This is a genomic window from Dellaglioa sp. CoH-55-MRSF-9 (assembly GCF_056782155.1).
The window spans coordinates 1-278 of sequence record NZ_JBXAYG010000065.1 but is presented as its reverse complement, the minus strand read 5'-3'; the positions used below and the strand labels follow the sequence as shown (position 1 = coordinate 278).

1 protein-coding gene is annotated in these 278 nt (G+C 43.9%); it reads left to right on the top strand.

From position 1 onward, the window contains the following. A partial coding sequence (locus AC1RPV_RS07805) for a hypothetical protein (protein ID WP_481764203.1) occupies positions 1-278 on the top strand: 278 nt, incomplete at both ends.

Here is a 278-nt window from a genome sequence, read left to right as displayed (position 1 = left end):
CTCTCAGATTCGTGAAACGTACAAAAGTTATTCTCTTCCCGTCCGCCCAGGGCAGCCAATTTTTTGTGGCGCGATATCTCAATTTTTTAAAGTCTATAAAGGAAAACCCAAAGCAGGTTTTGATGTTTGGATGAAGCGCATTCCAGAACAGATCACAACATATCTTGTCCCGGCTTTGGAAAAGCTCTCCACACCAGAAAAAAATCTGTGCCCACTAAGTCACGAGGAATTTATTGCTGCTCAAATTCCCGATTTTGGCACACTGGCCCCTCTAATGC